Raw genomic sequence first — 19,440 nt, forward strand, 5'->3', positions numbered from 1 at the left:
ATGGGCTACCGCAACAAGACCTATGTGATTTTTGATGGCGACAACGACATGTGGGCCTATGCCTACATGAAGGGTTGGAACCAGAACAAGAAGATCGATTTCAACTTCAACGACGCCCATGATCTGAACACGATCACCAATGCGTCGAGTGAGGCGAACACTAAACGGAAACTCCGCGAGCGGTTCTCCACTGCGAAGCAGGCCATAGTGTTGATCGGGGAGTCGACCAAGAACCTGTATCGCTTCGTGCGGTGGGAGATCGAAGTCTGCCAGACGCTCGGCCTGCCGGTCGTGGCTGTGAATCTGAACAAGATGCGGCGCTATGATGCCGACCTCTGCCCACCGATTCTTCGTGATGCAGACGCCGTGCATGTGTCTTTCAATGCCCGGATCATCAAGTACGCCCTCGATGATTTCTGTACGAGCTACAGTAAGTACCAGGGCAAAGGGGATAACTGGCATTATAAGGAGCAGGTTTATAAGGACCTCGGCTTGTGACGCCCGAAGATTACCCCGCTCTGTTCCATTCCGCTGACGCATCCTCGGTTGCCGCGCAATCGAGCTACCTATGGCTGATCCGGCTCCAATATGGGCTGTTGATCACGGCCGCGTCAGTCGCGTTATGGTTCGATTATGCGCCCGCGCTTCTCCTCGTTTACGCGTTTATCGTCGGAGCATCGACGGCGTTGCTGATCTATATGTCGGTCAAGAAGCCGGAGAAGGACTGGTACGGTTGCCGCGCGCTGGCAGAGTCCATCAAGACGTCGACCTGGCGCTATATGATGCGCTCCGAGCCGTTCGAAGACGTTCCTCAGGTAAGTTCGGTTAAGCAGAAGTTCGCCGCGTTCCTCAAAGAGATTCTGGACGCAAATGGCCATGTGCGCGATTCAATCAGCCGCCGCCCCACGCCCGGCGATCAGATTACGCCCAAGATGAATGAAATCCGTGCCCTTCCTCTTGAGGAACGCCGTGAGTTTTATCGGACCAAGCGCATTGTAGAACAACGCAACTGGTATGTTGGGAAGGTAAACACCAACCGACGGCATTTTCGGGGCTGGATTGCTTTCTGCATCCTCATTCAAGGCAGCGCTATCGTTCTTGCGCTCATCCGTTCGCACTATCCTGAAGGTTGGTCGGTCTGGCCGGCAGAACCGCTGCTTGTCGCCGCGTCTGCTGCGATCGGTTGGATTCAGATCAAGAAATTCAACGAGCTGGCCTCGGCCTATAGCCTCACAGCTCATGAGATCGGTATCATACAGACCCGGATCAGCGATGTTACGACCGAGTCTGAATTCTCTGAATTCGTGAACGAGTCTGAGCGCGCATTTTCGCGCGAACACACCCAATGGGTGGCGCGTCAGAACGATTGACGCGGTGGCTAGTCGGCCACCGTCTTTCCTACTCGGGTCGGGTATCGAGTTCCGGGCTTTTGACGACTGTCATACCGCCTGCGGCAACTAAACGGTTTGACGGACAGCGCTTCGAGCAATGCAAGATCGGCGTGCCGGAAGGCGCCTTCCGGCACGCCGATCTGTGGTGCGGGAGCTTGTGGTGCTTCCGCAGGGCGGCTGGACCTGATGGCGGCCAGCCTGGTGGGCTTCCTGCGGGTTCGCCGCCATTCCCACCACCATGCTCGATCCGCCCCACAGTGCGGCGTCTCCCATGGTCCCCGCGCTTATCGGGTCCGGGTCCCCATTGCCTGCTCAGGCGTCAGGCTCAGCGATCGGCGCGAGCGTGTCGATCTCGGCGATTTTCTGGAATTCGCCGAGATATTCCTGGCGGTGGCTGGCAAGCCAGCGCGCCACTCGGCCATTGGCCAGAAGCTTGGCAACATAGCCGCGCGCCACCGTCAGATGCAGATTGTCGACCCCATAGGTTTCTTCAACCGATTTGACCTGCGTCTGCAGCGCCGCCAGTTCGCGCTCCATGCGCGCGATCTGCTGGCCGGACGGCGTCGGTATGCCGGCGCCTTTACCTTTCTTGGCTGTCGCCAGCTGATTGTCCGGGGTCGCCGCGCGAAGGGCGCGGGCGAACATGATCGAAAAATTGTTCTGCCCAATCATCAGGTCCGCCGCCTCGATCTGCCGCACCGCCGACATTTGCCGCAAAATGTCGAACACCTTCATCGAGCAGGGCGTGTCTTTCAGCATCTCGGCCGCTTCCGGGCTGATGCCCTCGAGCAGGCGGAAACGCCGGATGACCGATTCCACCTGCAGGTTGAGCGCCTCGGCAATATCGGTGGCCGCCACCCCGCGATCCATGGCCCGTGCGATCATCCGATGCTCCTGGATCGGTGGGATCCGGTTGACCCGCTTGTTATAGGTATAGGTGTCGTCGTCGGTGGCGATCAGGCATTCGACCTGTTCAATGCCAAGCTCCTTCAGCGCTTCGATCCGCAAATGCCCATCGAGCAGGAAATACGAGCCGGTCTTGGCCGTATCGGCCATGACCGCCGGGGCTTCGATCAGCCCGACCGCCTTGATCGAGGAGAGCACCTGCGCGAAGGTTCGACCTTCACGCGCGCCATCGGGCAGCGTCTTGAGCGGCACGATGCTTGCGACGGGTATGGTCACGAACTGGCTTTCGAACGCCTGATGGATGCGATCGCCAGGATCGTCGATCCGCTCAGCCATCGTGCTCTCCCGCAATCCGCATTGCCAGCGCCCGCGGCATCGTCGCCAGGCCTTCGGCTCTGAGCAGGTTAAGAAAGCTCTCGTCGGTGAGCAGGTCTTTGAGCGCCTCGACAATGAACAAGAGCCGCGTCTGCGTGAAATCGGATTTCTTGACCAGGAGCCGCTGCTTTTCCGCCTCGCGCTGGTAGACCTGCATGAGATCGTTGGCGGTCATCCGTCTCCCGCTGCCCTTGCGGCCCAGTCGCCCCGAAGGCAGCCCCTTGCGCTGCGCCCGCAAGCGCATGTCGAGAATGCGCCGCGCAGCCGCCAGCTTCTTGCCTCTGAGCTTGCCGGTCTCATAGGCGTCGAGCAGCAGGGTCTGGGCTTCTTCGCTCTCGGCCTTGGAAATCTCCATCGCCAGCGTGATCGGGATGACGCCGGTTTCGACCGCAGCGACCAACCGTTCCTCGCCGCGCTCAAGCAGCGAAGCGATCATGTTGACCCAGGACGCGCCGACGCCGAGCTTTTCGCCGATCGCCGTGTCGTTAAAGCCGCGGGCGCGCAAGGCGCCGATCTCGCGCATGATATCGATCGGACGCGGCGTGCGCCGGGCAATGTTTTCAACCAGGCTCATCACCAGGCATTGGCTCTCGCTGGCCTCGATCACCACGGCCGGGATTTCGCTCTGGCCGAGCATCTGGAAGGCCTCAAGCCGGCCTTCGCCGCAGACCAGATCGTAGCGCGCGCCGCCCGGGCCATCATGGCGCGCCACCGTGATTGGGCGCTTGAGCCCGATCGCCTCGATATTGTTGACGATCTCGCGGTGCTGGCGCTTGTTGCGCGCCCGCGAATTAAGAACCGTGATCCGCGAGATCGGGATCATTTCCACCTGTGTCGAACGCACGGCAGGCATCAGGCAGCCTCCGGTAAGGGGATGGGAGCGGCGATGGTGTAGAGAAGATCGAGGTCGTCGAAGCGGTAGGCGTCGAGGACAAGCGCATTGTCTTCGCTCAGCCGGACCTTCTCGGAAAGTGTCTCGATGCGCGGGAAAAGATAATAGTCGAATGGCGCGCGGTTGGTACGGTCCATGCGCACGACCACGGTGATGTCGGGCGCAAGCGAAGCATCGAAACGCAGCTTCCAGCGCAAAAGCCCCGTCGGGGTCTCGAAACAGCGCGCGATCACCACCGAGACGCTGAATTCGCCATTGACGATCACCCGGTCGCTCTCGTCCTCCTGCCAGCTCTCGCTGCCCGTGGCCGTAAGCCCCGCAATCAGCTCGGTCACAATGCCGGGATGAAGCTGGCGCAGCTGCCGGTTGATTTCGATGTAGCGATAGTCCCGCTCTGGCGTGAACCCGACCAGACTATAGGCTCTGAGCAGGCTGCCGAACCGCGAACTGTAAGCGCTGCTCGAGGCCATGGCCTCGCATTCGTCGATGATGATCCCCGAAAGCATGCCCTGACGCTGGTAGAGTTCGGCCAGGGCCTGAAGCATCTCCTCATCGCTCAAGCGGAACGAGCGCGCGGCGATGATCGTGCGCGCCGCCTCGAACAATTCGCGTTCGACAATAGCCTCAAACGCGCCATCGGCGCGGATCCACATCTCGGGCGCATTGCGCACCCGCTTCTTCTTGAGCTTGAACGAACGGCGGTTCCAGACATTGTCGCCAACATATTTCTCATTGATCAGGACCTGATGGACCGTGCCGCGCGTCCAAAGCCGGCCAAGATCGGTTTTGAAGCCGCGCGCATTGAGGTCGGCCGCGATCGCGCTTTCGCTGCGGCCTTCATGGACAAAGGCGCGGTAAATCTCGCGCACCAGCGCGACCTCTTCCTCCGGTCCCGGCGTCAGGATCACCCGGTCGGTCTGGATGCTCTTGTGCTCGCCGCGCGAAAGAACCCCCTTGATGGCGCCATGCTCATCGATCAGCATGCGGCGCAGGCCAAAACCGGCCGGTCCGCCCTGGCGAAAACCCTTTTCGATCAGCCTTCCTTGCCCGGCAAACACCTTGGTCGAGAGCTCGCGGCTATATTCGCCGGCCATGGCGCGTTTGACGCCTTTGACGATGGTCGAGACCGGGCTGCCATCATTGTCGAATTGCTCGGCGCAATATTGCACGGCAATCCCGGCGCGCCGGCAGATATATTCGTAGTAGGCGCTCTCATCGGCATCCTGGAACCGGCCCCAGCGGCTGACATCATAGACCAGCACCAATGTGAAATCGGCCGTGCCGGCCTCAACATCCTCGATCAACTGCCTGAGCGCATCGCGGCCCTCGATCTTGAGCCCGCTCTTGCCAGCATCGGCATAGGTGCGCACGATCTCGATGCCGCGCGCTTCTGCATATTGCCGGATCGCGTCGGATTGGTTTTCAGTCGAATATTTCTGATGATCGGTCGACATGCGGACATATTCGGCCGCGCGCACCAGAGGTGCCGGCTCGGATCGGTCGTCGTCGTTAAGATCCCATCTCGGCAAACTTTGCCCTTTCCTGCTTTACCTGAGGCGGTCCGGGCAACCGACCGCCTCAGCACGTGGCCTCGCCACCGCTTCCGCACCTCGACCAGTTTAACTGCGGAGAGACCGGAAGATGTTGCAGAAAAAGGGCAGGAAATTACCGCCATGGAAAGGTGTCCTGGCCACGCGCCAGATCTATGCGCAAACCATGGCCGAACTGCTGCGCAAGGAGCACGGCGACAGCCACCGTGCGATCAAGCAGATCATGCGCCAGACCCATGCCAGCGAGCGCACCGTCAAACACTGGCTCTCGGGCCAACACGGTCCCGATACGGTGTTTTTCTTGCGTCTCGTGGTGTCCTCACCAGTCATTCGCGCGTTCGTCCTCGGGATCATCGAGGGACCGGTGGCCGCCAAACTGTCAGGGCCAGTCGATCGCTATGCGCTGGCGGCGGCCAGGTGCGCCTATGTCGTCGGCGAGTTTGCCGGGGGCAGGAGACCTGCCGATCACCGGCCAAATGACCCTAAAGATGACTCTAATCGCGACCCTATGAATGACCCTGATCGGGCTGAACTCAATGAGCGCCAATACTGGTTTCTGGCCAGACTCGCCGAAGGCGATCGCTGCGGCGCCAGCGAGATCATGGCCTTGTGGCAAGTCAGCCTCAAAACCGCGCGCCGCGACATCGCTGCGCTGAAAACGGCGAACCTGATCTGCTATGTCGGATCGCGGCGGAAAGGGCGATATCGACGAACAAGCGCTGCTTCGGAAACCGACGCGCGTCCGCTCGGCGGATGAGGCCGTCATTGGGGCGAATTGTACTTCGTTCCAGCCGCCGACCCGGCCTTATGCGCGTCGTCGCAAGCGCGCGGCCGAAGGCGCCTCGGCTCCTTCACTATGCCTGCAATCGGGGAACTGGTTGCACCCGCTGAACACCGTGCCGTTCCTGTTGCGCTTCTCGACCATCTGCCCGACCAGACACTTGGGGCATTGACGCAGCGCCGCGCCTTCGATCGTCTCAAACCGGATCTCGTCGCCCGCGATCTCGCACAGCTCCCGGATATAGCGGGATGGCTGCCGGCTATTGGTGATGAGATATGCGCCTCGGCTGGCGCGTGTCAGCGCAACGTAGAACAGACGTCGTTCTTCCGCATATGCGTAGGTCTCTGGGCGCGGAATAACCAGATTGAGCAGTTCATCGTCCTCGATGCGGCTCGGCACACCGTAGTCGCCCTCGCTCACATCGAGCAAAACCGTGTAATCGGCCTCAAGCCCCTTGGCCCGGTGAAAGGACATCCCCGAAACCTCGATATGGGCAAAGGCGGGCGGACGTCCTGCGAAGGGATCGAGCAGATTGTACCGCCATAAAACCAGAACCTTGAGCTTGGCGTCCGGCTCCTTGCGCCACTGCGCGGCGATACCGCCCAGAGCCGTGTCGAGCCGTTCGAGCAGGCGATGGCAAGCCTGAGCAAAATCGGGTCTGCCGCGCTCATCTTCAATGGGAATGACGCGGATCGAGCGCGCAATTGCGGGCCGGGTCGAGCGGACCGCTTTGGCGATCTGCTCGGGATTGCGCTGGACGAACTTGGCGGCCGTTTCGGCAATCAGCTGATTGCAGCGATATGTCTGTTCCAGGCGCCCCCGCCAGCTTGCCCCGAAATTGGCCTCGAACTGCGTGAAGATCGTGATGTCCGATCCGGCAAAACGGTAGATCGACTGCCAGTCGTCGCCGACGGCGAATACCTTGCTGAACGCCTTCTGCTGCTTGAGCGCTTTGATGAGATTGGCGCGCGGCTCGGAGATATCCTGGAACTCGTCGACAAGGATCAGCGAGTAGGGACTCTGATAGCGGCCGGTTTCGACAAGCCGTACGGCATCGGCGATCATGGAATCGAAATCGATCCGGTTGGTCTCTTCCAGGCGCCGGGAATAGTCTTGCGCGATCGACCAAACGACACGGGCATAGAGCTTTGCCCGCTCCTTGTCGTGCAGCGTTTTCGCACGCTCGAGCAGCATGTCGAGCGTCAACTGGCTGGCGCGAATGTGCTTGATGCAGATCGATATGAGCTTGTGGTAATGCTTGATCACCACCGGCTCGAGCGCTTTGGTGATCTCGGCATAGCTCTTGCGCTCCAATGGCACGGCGCGCTGCGCCAGCTCGGCTTCGAGCGTGCTCAAGAGCGTTTCGCTGCTGGCCTGTGCTGACGTCGTCTCGAAGAAATCGATGCCTTTGCGGCCATAGGCCTGCCGCTTGCTCTCGGCATGCTCGACATAGTCCGTAAACGGTGAGGTCCCATCGGCATTAAGCGCGAAATGCTCATGCACCGTATCGGACTGCGGGTAATAGAAGTCGGGATGGAGGTGGCGCACCGTGCCATCATCGTCTTCGACCGCGATCTGCCGCTCATAATCGAAGGCCACGGAATGCAGCCATAGCCAATTGACGATCTTCTGCTCCTGCAGGGATTTGACGACGGTGCCGGCAAGCGAACCGATTGTGGCAGACCCCTTCCTGAGGCGATCGGAGACATAGCGATTGTAGTCGGTTTCCGTGTCGAAGACCTCGACCGGAATGTCGGCCTTGGGATGCACCACCAACAGGTCGCTCCACATCCGCGCGAATTCCGGATCGCTCTCGACCAAGGTTTGGATGATCTCTTCGATGACCCTGGTTTCGCCGGCGGGGTGCTCGACCCAATTGGCCAGTTGGGGCGGCCGGCCCTCGACCTCCTCGATAATGCCGCGTCCCAGCGCATGAAACGTCGTGACGCGGCAAGCCAGTTCGCTTTCCTCGACCTGCAACTGCCGGGCGATCCGGGTCTTCAATTCATCGGCAGCACTCTTGTTGAAAGCCAGAAGCAGGATCTCCTCAGGCCGGTAGAGCTGCTTTTCCAGGACATAGGCAACCTTGCCGACCATGGTCGCGGACTTGCCCGAGCCCGCCGAGGCGACCAGCAAATTGTTGTCCTCGAGGCGAATGCAGGCTTCGCGTTGCTGATCGGACAGGGACCGCCCGTCGAGATCGTCGAAGAACGGCCCGAATTTTTCCAGCTCCGCGGCGACGAATGCTTCATTATAGGCTTGGCGAACGCCCGGATCCGTCAGGAAGGTGAATGACGCCGGCAGAGACGCCTTGAGCTTGACCGGCATCAACTGTGAATTCAGGAGCGGATGCGCGAGGGCCGCCGCCGCATCGCCTGGCACGCTGGCAATCGCCCGGCCAAGATCGGCCTGAGCGAGATACTGCCTGCTGCCTTCGGTGATTTTCCGAAGCCGGGCATCGACATCGTGCAAGCGGCCAGTTTCGGCGCCAATCAGGCCGAAAAGATGAGTATTGATGAAGGCGTGAAGGTCGGCGACCAATTGCGCGGCTGCTTCACCCGTCAGGCCGGACAGACCATCCGTTCTGCCGCGAGAGCGGATCTCAACGCTGTGCCACAGCAGAGCCTTGCTGGCCGAAATCGACACGATATCGAGGCAGGCAAGCTCGATATCGCCATCCTGGCGCAGCCGGATGCGCCCGGATGATTTCGGATCCAGGGTCAGCTTCCATTTTCCGGAAGCAAACAACCTTGCAAGAAAGCCGGGGCGGTATGTCTGCGCCCGGCTGGACAACAATTTGCTCAATGCCACATTCGATATGCCCGAAACATCCAGAATTCACATGGCTGATTATCAGCAACGTGTTGAGATGTTCCAAACCGGTGGCGGGCAGAGTCTTGAATGAGCGGTCATGAGCGCCGCAGGAACGACGCTCTGACTGCTAATCGATGCGGCGCACGCGCACCGCCTTGGGCATGCCCTCGACATGCATATACCGGCCGTCGATCACTACGTGCGGCCGGTATTTGTACTGATAACGATAATAGTACTGATCCTGGCGCCAGACCGTTCCATTGGCGAGCTTGACAATGGTATCGCCGCTCCAGCCCGTCCAGGCTCCTGCAATACGCGTCTGCATCGGCGTTGTTCTCCTAGTCGATTCGGCGGACGCGGATGCCGCGGCTCATGCCCTCGACATGCATGACGTTGCCGGACAGGGTCACCGACGGGCGGTAGGCGTAGCGATATTCATAATGATACTCCTCCTGGCGCCACACCGAACCGTCGGTCAGCCGGACGATGGTGTCGCCGTCCCAGCCGCTCCATTCATCCTCAACCTGTTTTCTCATCTGAGTCTCTCCTGGCGCCTCTGGCGTCACGCCGCGTTCGGCAAGCGCACGACGTCCGCGATTTCCGCGGCAATCTCTTCGACGGTGTGGGTGGCGGTGCTGCGCGCCAGTCGATCGGCGAGCGAAGCCGAGTAGCCGATCACCTCGCGTTTGGAGACGTTGTGCCAGATCGGGAGCAGGATCTGCTCGCCCGATACGGCGCGGGTGACGAGCCCGTCGAGCTCGTATTCGGGCCAGCCTTTGCCAAAGAACGCCTGCGACAGGACAACCACGCCGAAGCGGCTGCTTCCTAGGCCCCGGTCGATTTTGCGGCGAAGGCTGTCGCCGATCCGCAGTTCGAATTCGTCATACCAGACCGACAATCCTGCTTCGCGCAGTGCATTTGCCAGCGGTCGGACGACCTCGTCCTTGTCTTCGGACGCATGAGAGATGAAAACGTCGAACACTCGGCCATCGGGTGCCTCCGGGGGGCGGCGCGAGATCATCATCGGCGTCGCGGACGAGTGTGGGGACGCTGCGCAGCGGTGCCTCGTTGATCGTGGGCAGTGGGTTGAACGCCGCACCCGGGACGACCTGAACACCGGACCGCACCGATCCGCGAAGTCCCTGCATGTCGACGGCGACATGCCAGGTGCCGGAATGCGGTACCGGCAGCCGCACCGGAGAACGTTTGGCGAGTCCGCCGACGTAGCGATGCTGGCGCCCGGACTTGTAGCTGTTGAAGTTCGAACCATCCATGAGGCGGACGTTGGCCGCGCTGCCGCTGAGCGTCACCACGACGACACTGCCTCGTTCGACGTGTCCCAGATTGTAATGCGTGAAATTCATCGAGCTCTCCCGAGTACCGGCGTCCAGCTGACCGAAGAGCAGACTATCCGGGGCGCGGTGAGCCATCGCGAATCGTCTGTCTCTCAGGACAGATTCGCATGATAGGGTGACAAAATCTGGCACCGACGGCGGTCGCCAGAGCAGTCCCATGTGTCCCGACGCATAGCTGTACAATCGACAGCTATCATGTGGGTGCACACAGGGACTGGTGCCCTGCGACCTTTTCCGATATCCATCATCTCAATGATTCTTGAAACATTGAGATGAATATGGACGAGAAGCAGGCTCTCACGGCGTTTGCCGCGCTTTCGCAGGAGACAAGGCTACGTATCGTTCGGCTTCTTGTGACGGCCGGGCCCGAGGGAATGGCCGCAGGCGCCATCGGCGAAGCAGTGGACGGCGCGTCCTCCTCGCGCATGTCCTTTCACCTGAGCCATCTCGAACAGGCCGGGCTTGTCGAATCCCGGCGTGCCGGACGCTCCATCATCTACACCGCTGCACTCGGGGCGCTCTCGGGCCTCGTCGAATTCCTCATGCGCGACTGCTGCCAGGGCCACCCGGAAGTGTGCAACCCGGCCATGGCCGCGTTGTCACGTTGTTGCGAACCGACGAAAGCCGCCGCCCATGCCTGAAGCAACCCACCCCGATCGCATTTTCAATGTTCTGTTTCTGTGCACCGGTAACTCGGCGCGCTCGATCCTGGCCGAAAGCATCCTGAACAAGGATGGCGCGGGTCGCTTTCGCGCCTTTTCCGCCGGCAGTCAGCCCAAGGGAGACGTCCATCCTCTCGCGTTGAAGGTCCTGAAAAGCTTTGACTATCCCGACGGTGGATTGCGCTCAAAGAGCTGGGAAGAGTTCGCTGCGCCTGATGCGCCGGCCATGGATTTCGTGTTTACGGTCTGCGACAGCGCGGCCGGTGAAGCCTGTCCGGTCTGGCCGGGTCAGCCGATGACTGCGCACTGGGGCATCGAAGATCCCGCCGCGGTGGAAGGCTCCGAAATCGAACAGGAAGCCGCTTTCGTTGCGGCCCTTCGTTACCTCAAGAACCGCATCTCCATCTTTACCGCACTACCCGTAGCCAGCCTCGACAAGGCATCCTTGCGCGCCAAGCTCGTGGAGATCGGGCAATCGGACGGGGCGTCCTCGCCCCGCAACAGCGCCGCGTGAGGTCAGCCATGGACATCATCATCTATCACAACCCCGACTGCGGCACTTCGCGCAACACGCTGGCGATGATCCGCAATGCCGGTATCGAACCTCACGTCATCGAATATCTCAAGACGCCGCCGTCAGGGGCGATGCTCGCCCGGCTCATCCAGCGCATGGGCATTCCCGTGCGCGCCCTGCTGCGCGAAAAGGGAACGCCTTATGGGGAGCTTGGTCTTGGCGATCCGGCGCTGACCGACGACCAGCTTTTCGACGCCATGATGGCGCATCCGGTCCTCATCAATCGACCAATTGTCGTCACACCCAAGGGCGTGAAACTCTGCCGGCCCTCGGAAGAGGTGCTCGACCTGCTGCCGCCGCAGCAAGGCGAATTCATCAAGGAAGATGGCGAGCGCGTCATTGACGAGCACGGTCGCCGCGTGGCGAGCGCATAAGGGAAATCCATGTCCACATTCGAACGCTATCTGACCCTGTGGGTCGCGGTTTGCATTGTCCTTGGCATTGCACTTGGCCATTTTGTGCCGGGCGTGTTCCAGGCCATTGGCGCAGCCGAAATCGCCAACGTCAATTTGCCGGTGGCTGGGCTGATCTGGCTGATGGTTATACCGATGCTGCTCAAGATCGACTTCACCGCGCTCGGCGAAGTTGGCCGACACTGGCGGGGCATTGGCGTGACGCTGTTCATCAACTGGGCGATCAAGCCCTTCTCGATGGCCTTGCTCGGCTGGCTGTTCATCGGCTGGCTTTTCCGGCCCTATCTGCCGGCGGGCCAGATCGACAGCTATATTGCTGGCCTCATCATCCTCGCCGCCGCGCCTTGCACGGCGATGGTATTCGTCTGGTCGCACCTGACCAAGGGTGAGCCGCATTTCACGCTCTCCCAGGTCGCACTCAACGACGCGATCATGGTGGTGGCCTTCGCGCCGATCGTTGGTTTGCTGCTCGGCCTGTCGGCGATCACCGTACCATGGGGCACGCTCGTCCTATCGGTTGTGCTTTATATCGTGATCCCGGTGATCATCGCCCAAATTCTGCGCCGACGCCTCTTGGCAACCGGCGGACAAGCCGCGCTCGATCGGCTGCTCGCCAGGCTAAGCCCGGTCTCGCTGACGGCGCTGCTGGTGACACTGGTGCTGTTATTCGGGTTTCAGGGCGAACAGATCATCGCCCAGCCCATGGTCATCGGGTTGCTCGCTGTGCCGATCCTGATCCAGGTCTATTTCAATTCCGGACTGGCCTATCTGCTCAATCGGATCTCGGGGGAACAGCATAGCGTTGCCGGCCCCTCGGCGCTGATCGGCGCGTCCAACTTCTTCGAGCTGGCGGTTGCCGCCGCCATCAGCCTGTTCGGCTTCCATTCCGGCGCAGCGCTCGCCACCGTCGTCGGCGTGCTGATCGAGGTCCCGGTCATGCTCTCGGTCGTGTGGATCGTGAACCGCTCGAAAGGTTGGTACGAGCGGGGCAGCAAGACCGCGACTGTCGCGGAGGCGAACCACTCATGCTGAACGCTCTACCCAATATCGATCCCGGTTGCATCGCTGTTCCCGATACTGACCGGCTGCGGGCATCGCCTTCGGCGCATCGGCCGCGCATCCTGCTGCTTTATGGCTCGCTGCGCGAGCGCTCCTATAGCCGGTTTCTGGCGCAGGAGGCCGAACGACTGTTGAATGCCTTCGGCGCTGAAACACGCATCTTCGATCCGTCCGGCCTGCCATTGCCGGATGGAGCCGAGGTCGGTCACCCGAAAGTGCAGGAGCTGCGTGAGCTGTCGCTTTGGTCGGAGGGGCAGGTCTGGACGAGTCCGGAGCGGCACGGCGCGATGAGCGCGGTGATGAAGGCGCAGATCGACTGGATACCCCTTTCGGTCGGGGCCGTCCGGCCGACGCAGGGCCGAACACTGGCCGTCATGCAAGTATCGGGCGGCTCCCAGAGCTTCAACGCCGTCAATCAGATGCGGGTACTCGGTCGATGGATGCGCATGGTGACGATCCCCAATCAGTCATCCGTCGCCAAGGCGTTCCAGCAATTCGACGAGTCTGGCCGCATGAAACCGTCCTCCTACTATGATCGCGTGGTCGACGTGATGGAGGAGCTGGTCAAGTTCACGCTGCTCACACGGGATGTCTCGGTCTATCTCACCGATCGCTATTCGGAGCGCAGGGAGAGCGGGGAGGCTATGATGCGCCGCGTGAACCTGTCGGCGGCGACCTGACGCGTCATCCGATTGTACCCATCGTCACATAATCAACGGCGGCAATGTCCGTGCATATGAGAATTTCTGAATGGATCATGGCCGGCAACAACCACAAGGTAGCGTCTCCGAGGTTTTTCGCGTCTTTCTGAAGCTTGGCCTGACATCCTTCGGTGGCCCCATCGCCCATCTCGGCTATTTTCGTGATGAGGTGGTGACGCGCCGCAAGTGGCTCGGTGAGAGCGCCTATGCCGATCTGGTGGCATTGTGCCAGTTCCTGCCCGGCCCGGCCTCCAGCCAGGTCGGCTTCGCGCTCGGCCTCATGCGGGCTGGCTGGGGCGGGGCGGTCGCTGCCTTCCTCGCCTTCACGCTGCCGTCTGCGCTGCTCTTGTTTATCCTCGCCCTGACGGCAGCGCGGGTTGAAAGTCCCGTAGGCCTGGGCGTCCTGCACGGGCTGAGGATCGTTGCCGTCGCCATCGTGGCGCAGGCAGTCTGGGGTATGGCGCGCAATCTTTGTCCCGACAGGGAGCGCGCGACCATAGCGGTGGCGGCCGTAATCCTGCTGGCATTTACCCCAGGCGCTCTCGGGATGATGGGCGCAATCTTTTTAGGAGCCGTTGTCGGGCATGGCCTTGGTAAGGGACAAGAAGCGACCGGCACGCATTTGCCCGTGCCAGTCTCGCGGCGAGCGGGGATGACTGCGCTGGCGCTGTTCGCCTTGCTCCTGGTTGGGCTGCCGGCTCTGGCCGAGCTCGGCCAGGGATTTGCGCTGACCGACAGTTTCTATCGCGCCGGCTCTCTGGTCTTTGGCGGCGGCCATGTTGTGCTGCCGCTATTGCAAGCCGAAACGGTCGTACCGGGTTGGGTAAGCGAGGATGCGTTCCTAGCTGGCTATGGCGCAGCGCAGGCGGTGCCCGGACCGCTGTTCACCTTTGCCGCCTGGCTGGGCGCAGTCATGGGACCTGAGCCGAATGGTGTTACCGGTGCTGTGATCGCACTTCTGGCGCTGTTTCTGCCGGGCTTCCTGATCCTGATTGGCGCACTGCCCTTCTGGGACCAGTTTCGGCGCAAGGCATGGGCGCAATCGGCCATGCAGGGCGCCAATGCGGCGGTCGTGGGCATTCTCGGCGCAGCACTCTATTCACCCGTCTTCACCAGCGCCCTCAGCGGGATGCCCGACTTTGCGCTGGCCCTCACCTGTTTCGTCGCGCTGACAGCGTGGAAAGCCCCACCTTGGGCGGTCGTCCTTCTGGCCGCAGCAGGTGGCGTTGCGTTGGGCTTGATGGTGTAAGCGCGCGCATCCGGCCACTGGCGCATCTTTCATGCTGCACGCCGCGCTATCTTTCTGCGGTAGGCGTGGCGTGGGACCGGTTGGCCCGCGACCGGATTGCTTGCCGGCGGCGAGGTTGGTGTCCTTTCCTTGGCGCGAATAGGATCGCGGAGGAGGCGCAGGCCGTTCAGCACCACAAGCACTGTGCCGCCTTCATGGCCGATGACAGCCAGCGGCAGCGGCAATTCGAAGAACAGCCCGCCAACGACGAGAACCGCCATGGCGCCCATGGCAAAAATCAGGTTCTGGCGGATGATCGTGGCTGTGCGGCGCGCTAGCCGGTGGGCGTCGGCCAGCCTGCTCATATCTTCCGAAAGCAGCGCCACGTCAGCGGCCTGGAGCGCAACGTCCGAACCGGCTGCTCCCATGGCGATGCCGACATCGGCGCGCGCGAGCGCCGCAGCGTCGTTGACGCCGTCGCCGACGAACGCCACCTTGCCTGTCGTCGCAAGTTCGCCCGCCATCCGGACCTTGTCCTCCGGTAGCATATCGGCGTGGATCTCTTGGGGCTTCAGCCCGAGTTCCTCGCCAATTCGTAAGGCGACGGGAAGGCGGTCGCCCGTCATCATGACGATCTTCTCCACACCGCCCTCACGCAACGCTGTGAGCGCCGGCCCGGAGGTCGAGCGCGCGATATCGGCGACGGTGACCGCGCCCAGCACCCGCGCATCCCGACCGGCATAGATGACTGTCTGCGCATCCTGCGCCAACGCCAGCAGCGCGGGGTGGTCGATGGACGCGCCCATCTGGGCGGCAAGGCGCGGGTTGCCTGCCCACAGAAACCCTTCGCTATCGCTGCCGACAATCCCCGCGCTGGGCCGCGTGGCCACATCCTTCACATCGATAGGCGTGACGCCGCGCGCGGCGGCCTCATGGCGGATAGCCGCGGCGCTATGATGCTCCGACTGGGCCTCAAGGCCGGCAAGCAGCGACAGGAAACCTTGCTCATCGCCATCAAGCGCCACCACTTTGTTCACGGACGCCTTGCCGGTCGTCAGCGTTCCGGTCTTGTCGAAAGCAAAGGTGTCGACAGCAGCAAGTGTTTCAAGCGCGGCTCCGCCCTTGAATAGCACTCCGCCGCGCGCGGCGGCCGACAGCGCCGACAGAATGGCGGCAGGCACCGAGATGACAATCGCGCACGGGCTTGCCGCCACCAGCAGCGTCGCGGAACGGTAAAGCGCTTCCTCCCAGCCGCGCCCCAGCCAGTAGAAGGCCGCGAAGGCAAGGACCGCGCCCACCATCACCGCAACCGTATAGCGCTGCCCGAACCAGGCGCTGAACCGTTCCGATGGGGCCTTTGCCGCCTGCGCCTCGGTGACCAGCGCGATCATGCGCGCCACCGTGCTTTCCGCGACTGACTTGGTCACGATCGCCTCAATCACGCCATCGATATTGACGGTCGCTTCAAATATCTGCGCGCCTGGCTCCTTTGCCACAGGCATGGATTCGCCGGTGATGTTGGCCTCATCGAGCGAGCCGCGCCCGCTAACGATCACCCCGTCGGCAGGAACGCGCGCGCCAGGACGCAGCACGACGATGTCGTCCACCTTCAGATCGGCAGCCGGAACCTCGAGGACCGTTCCGTCCGTTCCCTTGCGCAGGGCCGTCTCCGGACGCAGTGCCATCAGCGCCTCAATGGCCCGGCGGGCCCGGCCGAGCGCGCGTTCCTCCAACGTGGTCGAGATACTGAATAGCGTCAGCAGCACAGCGCCCTCGAAGGGTGCGCCGACTGCCGCCGCTGCGACCGCTGCAACGACCATCAACAGGTCGATATCGAGGATGCGCTCCTCCCATAAGGTGACGGCGGCCCGCCAGCCGGCGGGCAGGCCACCGGCGAGATAGACAAGAGAAAGGCCCGCGAGCGAGGCAGCACTGGCTGCATTCCCTTGGAGCGGCCAAAGCGCCAGAACGGCCAGAAGCATACCGATAACGGTCAGCGTCGTCAGAACCGTCGAACGATCAAGGTCAAGCAGTTTCTTCACGGTATCTCCTGGGGAAGGGATACTTACTTGCCATCATTTTGGCCGACCCGCGAATGGGCTACCCCTCCCGCTGATCGGCAAGAGGGGTCAATAGATCGAAGCAGCAAGGCTGTTGGCCATACACAATGAGGGCTGCTCATGGCTTCGGCAGTGAAGAACTACCCTTCGCTCGTTTTGCCGTCGAAGTGTTCATGAGCTGCGTCGGCCTCGGCCTTGGTTGGATAAACGACACCATCGATATGCTCTGGAGGACTGTAGATCGTATAAAACTTCAACGGCTTGTCGCCAGTGTTCTTTACATTGTGCCGCGCGCCTGCGGGTACGATCATGGCCATATCGGACTTGATCTTGCTCACCGTCCCATCGATCCAGATTTCGCCCTTGCCCTTCTCAACGCGAAAGAACTGATCTCCGTCATCGTGCACTTCTTCGCCAATTTCCTCGCCGGGCTGAAGCGCCATCAGGACGAGTTGCAGGTTTCTTGCGGTGTAGAGAACACGACGATAGTCCGTATTCTCTTCGGTCAGCTCTTCTATGTCGTCCACAAATCCACGCATAATAGGCTCCTTCTTGCTATTTGTTGCATGAGATGTTGGTTCGCTCGTTGATGTCGCTCAAGGTGCTCCACATTCCACCTGCTTGGATATTCTCACACATCATCATATTGCAGGTGCGACTTCGGTGTCATTGCGAAACTGCCCTCCCAGCAGCGGCGCTTCCTTCGCTAACGCCTCCGCGAGGAAATCGAGGAAAGCCCGGATACGCGCCGTCCGGCGCAGATCCTCATGGGTCAAAAGCCAAAGATCGAGCGCAAAATCATCGGGCAGTGGTGCAACGCGCACAAGGTCGGGCTCGAGATCGGCGATGCCGCAAGGCAGTGGTGCAAGTCCCAGGCCCGCCTTGGCCGCGGCAACAGCCGCCGCCACAGAATTGGCGCGCAAGGCTGGCGTAACATCGGGCAGAAAGCTGGCAAAGCGCCGGACCAGTGCCGCATGTTCGGCGTCAAAGCCGATCCAGTCGTGCTGCGCAAGATCGGGCTCGGTGTACCTGCCGCAATAATCGGCGCTGCCATAGACGGCGAAGACCAGCTGTCCGACGCGGCGGCCCACGAGGCTCTCCGGCGGCTCGTTGCCGACACGAAGTGCTACGTCTGCCTCGCGCCGACTGAGATTAAGTGCGGCGTTGCCGACGACGAGTTCGATCTCGATGCCGGGATATAGCTTGCGGAAATCGGCGAGGTGACGCGGCAGCAGCCCGTAGGCCAGCATGTCGATGGTGGTGATCCGCACCGTACCGCTCAGGCGCAAATCCTGCCCCGTGACCTTGCGGCTGAGGCCCGCGATCTCCTCCTCGACCCGCAGAGCACCCGCCTGCATCTCCTCGCCGGCAGGGGTCAGCAGATAGCCGTGTTTCCTTCGCGGTAACGCAGGATATTCGCCTGGCGCTGACCCTGCTGGTCGTTGGCTGCCCCGGCGCGCTGGTCATCTCGACGCCGGTCTCCATCGTCGCCGGCATCGGCCGCGCCGCGCGCAGCGGCATCCTGATCAAGGGCGGCCAGCATCTGGAAAGCGCTGGCCGCATCGACACGCTGGCGCTCGACAAGACTGGCACGCTGACGGAGGGCAAGCCGCAGCTTGCCTCCATCGTCGCGCTTGGCGGCATCACCGAGGCCGAGCTGCTGCATCTGGCCGCCACCGCCGAGGCCGGCTCCACCCACCCGCTCGGGCGCCCCATCGTCGAGGCCGGCCGCGCGCAGAGGCCGCTTTCGACGCCCGAGGCGCTGGAGGAACATGCCGGCATGGGCCTCACCGCCCGCATCGACGGCCAAACCATAGCCGCCGGCAACCGCCGCCTGATGGACACGCTCGGCATTACGCTGGGCGAAGATGGTGAAACCGCATTGGACCGTCTGTTGGCTAATGGCCAGACGCCGATCCTGGTGGCGCGTGACGGGCGGTTGATCGGGTTGCTGGGCATGTCCGACATGGCTCGCGAAGGGGCGAAGGAAGCCATCGCCCGCTTGCGCGATATCGGTATAGGACGCGTGGTCATGCTGACCGGCGACCAGCTTGGCGCGGCCGAAGCGATTGCCCGCAAAGTCGGCATCGACGAGGTCCATGCCGGCCTGATGCCCGAGGACAAGCTGGACCTGATCCGCAAGATGAAGACAGACGGCGCGCATGTCGCCATGGTCGGCGACGGCATCAACGACGCGCCCGCGCTCGCGGCGGCGGATACCAGCATCGCCATGGGCGCGGCGGGTAGCGACGTCGCCATCGAGACCGCCGACATCGCGCTCCTGAAGGACGATCTTGGCAAGATCCCCGAGGCGATGGCGATCTCGCGCGCCACGCTGGGCAACATGCGCCAGAACCTCGTCATCGCGCTGGTGACGGTGGCGGGCCTGCTGGCCGGCGTGTTCACCGGCAACGTCCATATGGCCGGGGGCATGCTGGTCCATCAGCTCTCGGTGCTGATCGTCATCGCCAATGGTATGCGCCTCCTGCGCATGCCAAAGGCCGCAGCGGCGGGCGCCAACGACTCGAGAGCGGTTGCTGCCCGACAGGCGGCCGCTGCTTCGCAAAGCTGAAGCGTTCTCTCAGGGACCCCGCGATAGGGCGCGGGGTCCCTTGTCTTTGCCGCATTAAAGCGGTCTCATCGCGCAAGCCGGAAAGGATCGACATGACTGCCAGGACC

At 62.0% G+C, this 19,440-nt stretch carries 21 protein-coding genes; 10 read left to right on the forward strand and 11 right to left on the reverse strand.

Going from position 1 to position 19,440, the window contains the following annotated elements; all coding sequences use genetic code 11:
- Both KIO76_RS17175 and KIO76_RS17180 read left to right on the forward strand, forming a co-directional pair.
- Nucleotides 1-498 (forward strand): TIR domain-containing protein, encoded by a 498-nt coding sequence (locus tag KIO76_RS17175; protein WP_213324383.1) that lies wholly within the window; start codon nucleotides 1-3, stop codon nucleotides 496-498.
- The gene (locus KIO76_RS17180) at nucleotides 495-1,370 is read left to right on the forward strand and encodes a DUF4231 domain-containing protein (RefSeq protein ID WP_213324384.1); all 876 of its coding nucleotides are present in this window, start codon (nucleotides 495-497) and stop codon (nucleotides 1,368-1,370) included. Before KIO76_RS17175 ends, KIO76_RS17180 begins: the two co-directional genes overlap by 4 nt.
- Nucleotides 1,371-1,703: 333 nt before the next feature.
- Here KIO76_RS17180 and KIO76_RS17185 read toward each other — a convergent pair whose 3' ends face one another.
- Genes KIO76_RS17185 through KIO76_RS17195 form a run of 3 tightly spaced genes read right to left on the reverse strand, consistent with a single transcriptional unit; the run spans nucleotide 1,704 to nucleotide 5,042 of the window.
- A complete protein-coding gene (locus KIO76_RS17185; protein ID WP_213324385.1) occupies nucleotides 1,704-2,633 on the reverse strand; it encodes a plasmid partitioning protein RepB C-terminal domain-containing protein in 930 nt (309 codons plus the stop codon).
- The gene (locus KIO76_RS17190; protein WP_249729633.1) at nucleotides 2,626-3,525 is read right to left on the reverse strand and encodes a plasmid partitioning protein RepB C-terminal domain-containing protein; all 900 of its coding nucleotides are present in this window, start codon (nucleotides 3,523-3,525) and stop codon (nucleotides 2,626-2,628) included. The genes KIO76_RS17185 and KIO76_RS17190 overlap by 8 nt, the downstream gene beginning before the upstream one ends.
- Nucleotides 3,525-5,042 carry a recombinase family protein gene (locus tag KIO76_RS17195; protein ID WP_291977033.1) on the reverse strand — a complete coding sequence of 506 codons (1,518 nt, stop codon included), beginning with the start codon at nucleotides 5,040-5,042 and terminating at the stop codon, nucleotides 3,525-3,527. Before KIO76_RS17195 ends, KIO76_RS17190 begins: the two co-directional genes overlap by 1 nt.
- Before the next feature lie 163 nt (nucleotides 5,043-5,205).
- Here KIO76_RS17195 and KIO76_RS17200 point away from each other — a divergent pair, with 163 nt between their 5' ends.
- Complete coding sequence (locus tag KIO76_RS17200; RefSeq protein ID WP_213324387.1) at nucleotides 5,206-5,871, forward strand: DeoR family transcriptional regulator; 666 nt, start codon at nucleotides 5,206-5,208, stop codon at nucleotides 5,869-5,871.
- A gap of 48 nt (nucleotides 5,872-5,919) precedes the next feature.
- On the opposite strand, the gene KIO76_RS17205 is transcribed toward KIO76_RS17200, so the two are convergent.
- From KIO76_RS17205 to KIO76_RS31620, 5 genes are all read right to left on the reverse strand, one after another.
- Nucleotides 5,920-8,700 (reverse strand): UvrD-helicase domain-containing protein, encoded by a 2,781-nt coding sequence (locus KIO76_RS17205; protein ID WP_249729634.1) that lies wholly within the window; start codon nucleotides 8,698-8,700, stop codon nucleotides 5,920-5,922.
- A 136-nt stretch (nucleotides 8,701-8,836) separates the two neighbouring features.
- Nucleotides 8,837-9,034: a hypothetical protein gene (locus tag KIO76_RS17210; RefSeq protein ID WP_213324388.1), complete on the reverse strand. Its 198-nt coding sequence runs from the start codon at nucleotides 9,032-9,034 to the stop codon at nucleotides 8,837-8,839.
- Between the two features lie 13 nt (nucleotides 9,035-9,047).
- Nucleotides 9,048-9,245 (reverse strand): hypothetical protein, encoded by a 198-nt coding sequence (locus tag KIO76_RS17215; protein WP_104959394.1) that lies wholly within the window; start codon nucleotides 9,243-9,245, stop codon nucleotides 9,048-9,050.
- Between the two features lie 26 nt (nucleotides 9,246-9,271).
- A complete protein-coding gene (locus KIO76_RS31080) occupies nucleotides 9,272-9,691 on the reverse strand; it encodes a toll/interleukin-1 receptor domain-containing protein (protein WP_291977015.1) in 420 nt (139 codons plus the stop codon).
- Nucleotides 9,591-10,223, reverse strand: coding sequence for a DUF1883 domain-containing protein (locus KIO76_RS31620; RefSeq protein ID WP_349629412.1), 633 nt, complete (start codon nucleotides 10,221-10,223; stop codon nucleotides 9,591-9,593). The genes KIO76_RS31080 and KIO76_RS31620 overlap by 101 nt, the downstream gene beginning before the upstream one ends.
- A gap of 119 nt (nucleotides 10,224-10,342) precedes the next feature.
- Here KIO76_RS31620 and KIO76_RS17230 point away from each other — a divergent pair, with 119 nt between their 5' ends.
- The 6 genes from KIO76_RS17230 to chrA all read left to right on the forward strand — a co-directional run bounded on the left by KIO76_RS17230 (nucleotide 10,343) and on the right by chrA (nucleotide 14,722).
- On the forward strand, nucleotides 10,343-10,705 hold the full coding sequence (locus tag KIO76_RS17230; RefSeq protein ID WP_213324390.1) for an ArsR/SmtB family transcription factor: 363 nt from the start codon (nucleotides 10,343-10,345) through the stop codon (nucleotides 10,703-10,705).
- On the forward strand, nucleotides 10,698-11,240 hold the full coding sequence (locus tag KIO76_RS17235; protein WP_213324391.1) for an arsenate reductase ArsC: 543 nt from the start codon (nucleotides 10,698-10,700) through the stop codon (nucleotides 11,238-11,240). The genes KIO76_RS17230 and KIO76_RS17235 overlap by 8 nt, the downstream gene beginning before the upstream one ends.
- An 8-nt stretch (nucleotides 11,241-11,248) precedes the next feature.
- Nucleotides 11,249-11,674, forward strand: coding sequence for an arsenate reductase (glutaredoxin) (gene arsC / locus KIO76_RS17240; RefSeq protein WP_213324392.1), 426 nt, complete (start codon nucleotides 11,249-11,251; stop codon nucleotides 11,672-11,674).
- Between the two features lie 9 nt (nucleotides 11,675-11,683).
- The gene (gene arsB / locus KIO76_RS17245) at nucleotides 11,684-12,745 is read left to right on the forward strand and encodes an ACR3 family arsenite efflux transporter (protein ID WP_213324393.1); all 1,062 of its coding nucleotides are present in this window, start codon (nucleotides 11,684-11,686) and stop codon (nucleotides 12,743-12,745) included.
- On the forward strand, nucleotides 12,739-13,452 hold the full coding sequence (gene arsH / locus KIO76_RS17250) for an arsenical resistance protein ArsH (RefSeq protein ID WP_213324394.1): 714 nt from the start codon (nucleotides 12,739-12,741) through the stop codon (nucleotides 13,450-13,452). Before arsB ends, arsH begins: the two co-directional genes overlap by 7 nt.
- Before the next feature lie 70 nt (nucleotides 13,453-13,522).
- On the forward strand, nucleotides 13,523-14,722 hold the full coding sequence (gene chrA / locus KIO76_RS17255; RefSeq protein WP_213324395.1) for a chromate efflux transporter: 1,200 nt from the start codon (nucleotides 13,523-13,525) through the stop codon (nucleotides 14,720-14,722).
- 29 nt (nucleotides 14,723-14,751) lie between these two features.
- On the opposite strand, the gene KIO76_RS17260 is transcribed toward chrA, so the two are convergent.
- The 3 genes from KIO76_RS17260 to KIO76_RS17270 form a co-directional block, all read right to left on the reverse strand.
- Complete coding sequence (locus KIO76_RS17260; RefSeq protein WP_213325317.1) at nucleotides 14,752-16,683, reverse strand: heavy metal translocating P-type ATPase; 1,932 nt, start codon at nucleotides 16,681-16,683, stop codon at nucleotides 14,752-14,754.
- Nucleotides 16,684-16,901: 218 nt separating this feature from the next.
- On the reverse strand, nucleotides 16,902-17,300 hold the full coding sequence (locus tag KIO76_RS17265) for a cupin domain-containing protein (protein ID WP_213324396.1): 399 nt from the start codon (nucleotides 17,298-17,300) through the stop codon (nucleotides 16,902-16,904).
- A gap of 102 nt (nucleotides 17,301-17,402) precedes the next feature.
- A complete protein-coding gene (locus KIO76_RS17270) occupies nucleotides 17,403-18,119 on the reverse strand; it encodes a LysR substrate-binding domain-containing protein (protein ID WP_213324397.1) in 717 nt (238 codons plus the stop codon).
- 107 nt (nucleotides 18,120-18,226) lie between these two features.
- On the opposite strand from KIO76_RS17270, the gene KIO76_RS17275 reads away from it, so the two are divergent.
- A complete protein-coding gene (locus KIO76_RS17275; RefSeq protein WP_291977036.1) occupies nucleotides 18,227-19,333 on the forward strand; it encodes a heavy metal translocating P-type ATPase in 1,107 nt (368 codons plus the stop codon).
- Nucleotides 19,334-19,440 lie beyond the last annotated feature (107 nt).

The sequence above is a fragment of the Chelatococcus sp. YT9 genome (assembly GCF_018398315.1).
Lineage (GTDB): Bacteria > Pseudomonadota > Alphaproteobacteria > Rhizobiales > Beijerinckiaceae > Chelatococcus.